The sequence below is a fragment of the uncultured Capnocytophaga sp. genome (genome assembly GCF_938029845.1).
Taxonomy (GTDB): Bacteria; Bacteroidota; Bacteroidia; order Flavobacteriales; family Flavobacteriaceae; genus Capnocytophaga.
Genome location: NZ_CALHGG010000131.1, coordinates 1 through 4,348, shown reverse-complemented (window position 1 = coordinate 4,348; position 4,348 = coordinate 1). Strand labels below are relative to the sequence as shown.

Annotated in this window: 6 protein-coding genes; 2 read left to right on the top strand and 4 right to left on the bottom strand. The window is 36.5% G+C overall.

All coding sequences use genetic code 11. From position 1 onward, the window contains the following. Window positions 1-179: twin-arginine translocase TatA/TatE family subunit (locus Q0625_RS09315; RefSeq protein WP_298826252.1), on the bottom strand; the 179-nt coding region annotated here is incomplete at its 3' end. 143 nt (window positions 180-322) lie between these two features. Here Q0625_RS09315 and Q0625_RS09310 point away from each other — a divergent pair. Next, complete coding sequence (locus tag Q0625_RS09310; RefSeq protein ID WP_298826250.1) at window positions 323-739, top strand: hypothetical protein; 417 nt, start codon at window positions 323-325, stop codon at window positions 737-739. A gap of 73 nt (window positions 740-812) precedes the next feature. Beyond that, entirely contained in the window at window positions 813-1,232 is a 420-nt protein-coding gene (locus Q0625_RS09305) for a hypothetical protein (protein ID WP_298826248.1), read from the top strand. Window positions 1,233-1,242: 10 nt separating this feature from the next. Here the strand turns inward: Q0625_RS09305 and Q0625_RS09300 are convergent, their stop codons facing one another. The 3 genes from Q0625_RS09300 to Q0625_RS09290 form a co-directional block, all read right to left on the bottom strand. Continuing rightward, on the bottom strand, window positions 1,243-1,830 hold the full coding sequence (locus Q0625_RS09300; protein WP_298826245.1) for a hypothetical protein: 588 nt from the start codon (window positions 1,828-1,830) through the stop codon (window positions 1,243-1,245). Between the two features lie 103 nt (window positions 1,831-1,933). Continuing rightward, entirely contained in the window at window positions 1,934-2,542 is a 609-nt protein-coding gene (locus Q0625_RS09295; RefSeq protein WP_298826242.1) for a hypothetical protein, read from the bottom strand. Between the two features lie 208 nt (window positions 2,543-2,750). Then, entirely contained in the window at window positions 2,751-3,755 is a 1,005-nt protein-coding gene (locus Q0625_RS09290; protein WP_298826239.1) for a hypothetical protein, read from the bottom strand. Window positions 3,756-4,348: the final 593 nt, after the last annotated feature.

Genomic DNA, 4,348 nt, shown 5'->3' with positions numbered 1-4,348 from the left:
TCTTCCTTTTTCTCTGCTTCACCATCCTTCATGGCATCCTTGAACTCACGGATACCGCCGCCTAGCCCGCGCATAAGTTCGGGAATCTTCTTACCCCCGAAAAACAACAAGGCAACGGCTATAATAATGATCACTTGTGGAGCACCTATCACTCCCAAGAAAATATGATTTGCTAACATAACTTTTTTTGAGGGCAAAGATACGAGATTTTTTTTATATTCGTACTAAAAACTCGTATTTTTGATATACCTTTGCAAAAAATTTTTGAACACTTGTCAGTGGTCAGTAGTCATTCTCTTTTACTTTTTACCTTTTCACTCTTATGAAGCGTCCTACCATTTACCTATTCATTGCCTTACACTTAGAGGTTGTCCTAATTTTTGCAGGTCTTACCATTTTGCTTTTTGCCTTTTTGAAAGGAGGGCATGGCAGCATTCCGATAATGACCAACATCCTACCCGCCTCTTTGATTTCTTTTTTCTTAGGTTACCTCGCAGGGGAATACCTTCCTTGGGAGAAGCTACCGCCTTGGGCTCGGTTTTGGTTAGGCATTGGGGTGTTCTATACTATTTTTGTTATAAGCAGCCTCTTAGGATTCTATATTATGGGGCTGATATACGGCAACCTATCTGATGATTATTGGCAATTATTCTATGATTTTTTCTTTTTCACAAGTTTCTTTATCTTGCTCATCGGATGTGTATTAGGCATCTATCTTAGCAAAATAAAAAAGTCCTAGATCCCTAGAGTAGTCTATATCCTAACTGGGAATCACATATCAGCTAACTATTCGTTTTTCATTTTTCAATCCTATGAAGCGTTCCACTATTTACATATTAACCATTATTACCATAGAGATTCTATTGATCTTCATTCTTATCTATTGGATTCTTTCTCCCTTAGCTAAGGATGGAGGAAATACAAAAATCTTATGGATTCCTATCTTCACTGCTGCTATTATCTCTTTAGCATTAGGCTATTTGGCGGGAGAATATATCCTTTTTGAAAAGATTGTTCGCTTTTTACGTTTCTTTATAGGGGTTATTCTCTTCTATGCTATTTTTATAATAAGTGTCATTCTAGGCTTTGGCTTTTTCCACTTGCTTTACTGGGAAATCCCCAGTGGTATATGGGTATTCCCTTCTATGTTTGTGTTCTTAGCAAGCCCCTATATCATACTGATAGGTTGTATATTAGGTCTTATCCTGTGTAGTCTAAAAGAAGATTTGTGAGACACTAACATCAGATTAGCAAATAAACCTCTATCAACAAACTATCTGCTTTGCGCCACTGAATCCATCCTTTTTCATGCGCATTATGCTCGTTTTGTATCTCTATCCAATCTCCTTTTACATTTATTACTCGATAGGTAGCCTCCTTATCCTTGATCCTAATCACCTTAGATTTCTCAGAAGGTGCCTCTTGCAGCGGATTCTGCTCCCAATTTAGGTTGGTTATTCCCGTAGTATTCCTTAAAAATTCTGACCAAGACACGAATTTGGCTTCTGCCTTGGGTACAAAATAGATATCACCCGTTGCCGAAAGCACCTTATAATATGCCTTCTGCCTCTCAAGACAGACCATATAAAAAATATCATAATCAGGCTTAAAAAATAGGGGAACTATATGCTTAGGGTTATACATATCCTCGTCTATATGCTCACTAAATCCTTGATTTTTGACAGTTATAAGCTGCTTTTCTATTTTCAACAAGCCGATTCCAAGGCGTTCGGTCTTATTATAAAACTCATAACTCAAACGCTCCTGTGCGCTTCCTTTATAGAAAAAGAAAAGCACACAAAATAAAAACATAATAAACTGGGTTCTCATAATTTACTCAAGTTTTGCCTATCATTCTTCCCCTGCTGGCGCTCATCTAGCTGCTCGTGCCTTCCTCTTTAGTTCGTATGAAAGTTTCAATTATCTTTAGACGCTAAATATCACCATTGATAAAAGAATCTATTTTGCGTTGTTCTCTATCACTTATTGGTAAAAAACGATCAATCAATATACTATCTAATTTCTCTTCCTTGTCCAGTATAAATATTTTGGCAAGATAGAGCCTTTCTTTCAAAATGAAATCATACTGATAATGACCGCTATTCCCTTGATAAACAGATATTTCTAATCCATTTTTACCTACTACGCTACCTATCTTCATATCACTTACATCAATTGTATCTTTATCAACTATAAAGTGATAAGGAAAAAGATACAGAGAGTCTGCATAATATATGCTATTATTACCTTTATTGTCCTTAATCAAAGCTATTTTACGACTATCTAAAGTAATACTATCATAATAGAACATTATAGATCCCTTTTCATTGACAATTGTCTTATTTTCCCCTATAACATCTCTACTGAAGAGGCTACGCGCTCTCATTTTATCCTCTGAATATGCGCTGTCAAAAGTTGCTATTACATACACAAAGAAAGCCAGCCCACATAAAACAAGTATCAAAAACTTATTTTTTATGGTAATACCTTTAGCTAAGAATATTGCTAAAACCACCACAATAAGTGCTATATAGTAAATCATTTGACAACATTTATTTTAGTCTCTTTTGGATACTGTTGTAGAGGCAAATGGCAATTTGCCCACTAAAAAGTCTTCTCGAACAGTCTCTTTCTGCCTTTCCCTTTAGCGCTTGGAGCCCCTTACAAAGAATATTGGAGTTACTAAGTTACCCAGCCTATTTTGTTTTATTCTTTTTACCCATTTCTGAGAAACTGCCTACCACAAAGCTTTACTTCTTTAATCGCTTTAACAAAACATGCCGCATTGCATCAGAGAAAAGGGCGGTGGACAAATGTCCTGTGTTCCATATTTCGACTTCTATATTCCCATAAGCAGAAGCATGCTCATGAAGTGGCAAAAACAAATCATAGCGAGCCATGATAGGAAACACATTTGGAGATTTATTTTCTTGCCATTGGGCTGAGAAATTTAAGTGATGTGTGATAATTTTGTTTCGTTCCATTTCGCTTTCAGTAGCATTTTTCTTTGGGAAAATAAAAAACTTTTCGTGTGCTACCGTCCCTACTATCGGCACATAAAAATCAGCCGAATTATACATCGTCCGATGTCTGTTTGTTATCACAGCTCCCAAACTGAATCCCCCAATTTCGATAGTCTGTACTCCTCTTTGTCGTAGAGTGTGAATGAGCTCTTCAGTCAATCTCACACTGGTTGCCATCGTCGCCATAAAAGTTGACAAGGTCGCCGTCCCTTGTTTCAAAGCCCCTTTTTGCTTGTGAAAAGGAGTCCTGACTACAATCAGATTTATACCTAAATCACTTAATATCTCTTTTTTGAAAATCTTAGAGAAAATCCCGTAAAAAGGATATTCCGATGCTCCATGATGAAAAATAAGGGTGTTGGAAGTGCCTGAATTCCATTTATATACTAAAAATGCAGGATCTAATATACCTGCTTTGGTAGAAGCCTTTACCTCGTATAACCCTTCTTTATTCCAATTGGGAATTTCTAAATTTATAGCCTCTAGGTGTTCTGAAAAATCAGCGGTTTCCACTCCTTTAGGAAAATAAAAAGGTTCAGAATATGCTACCCGATCTACTAAAAAAGATAAATTAAGGGCAGGAATTTCTTTCTTAATCCCAGCGTCTGATGCTTGTATGAATGTTTTATCTATCCTCTCGTAAGACGGATTGCGAAACAGCCATAGAAGACCGATTGCTAAGCAAATAATAACCGATAGCAAAAACAAATATATCATCTTTTTAATTTTCATTTCTAATCTTTTTTGATTCCCCGCTGGCACTTATCTTGTAGCTTGTGTCTTTTTTAGAGCTTGGAGCTAACGCTTGTAAGAGATGATTTACAAAGGATGTAGCAAAGATAATGTTTTTCTCCTATCTCACAAAATAATTTTGTGTTTTACGCTAACACTAATTCAAGAATATCTAGCAATTATTAAAATGTTATTCATTAACTGCATAAGACGCAATAAATTGCGTCTCTACACATGCGCTGGCTAAGACAATTACTGATAAGCATAGGCTTCCGTAGAGACGCAATTTATTGCGTCTTAATAAATTGGACTACACAATTGTTTTTCTACTATTGATTCGCATAATTAAGAAAAAAAGGATTACTCCCACAAACAACTCAAAATTCAGCACTAAAAACTCAAAACTTTCCTTGATTTCACCCCCAAAATGTTGTATCTTTGCACTTTCCTATCAGTCGGCAGAAGACAGAAGACAGTCGGCAGAAGACAGTTGGCAGACGTTAGTAGTTAGTTATCAGTTCTGACTACTATCCACTGATCTCTGATTACTGTATACTGACTACTGACCTCTGATTACTGACCCCTGACCCCTG

What these genes read in the sequence shown, in the direction of transcription:
- Q0625_RS09300 (WP_298826245.1), bottom strand. Translation starts at nt 1,830, where the DNA reads ATGAGAACCCAGTTTATTATGTTTTTATTTTGTGTGCTTTTCTTTTTC.
- Q0625_RS09290 (WP_298826239.1), bottom strand. Translation starts at nt 3,755, where the DNA reads ATGAAAATTAAAAAGATGATATATTTGTTTTTGCTATCGGTTATTATT.
- Q0625_RS09310 (WP_298826250.1), top strand. Translation starts at nt 323, where the DNA reads ATGAAGCGTCCTACCATTTACCTATTCATTGCCTTACACTTAGAGGTT.
- Q0625_RS09295 (WP_298826242.1), bottom strand. Translation starts at nt 2,542, where the DNA reads ATGATTTACTATATAGCACTTATTGTGGTGGTTTTAGCAATATTCTTA.
- Q0625_RS09305 (WP_298826248.1), top strand. Translation starts at nt 813, where the DNA reads ATGAAGCGTTCCACTATTTACATATTAACCATTATTACCATAGAGATT.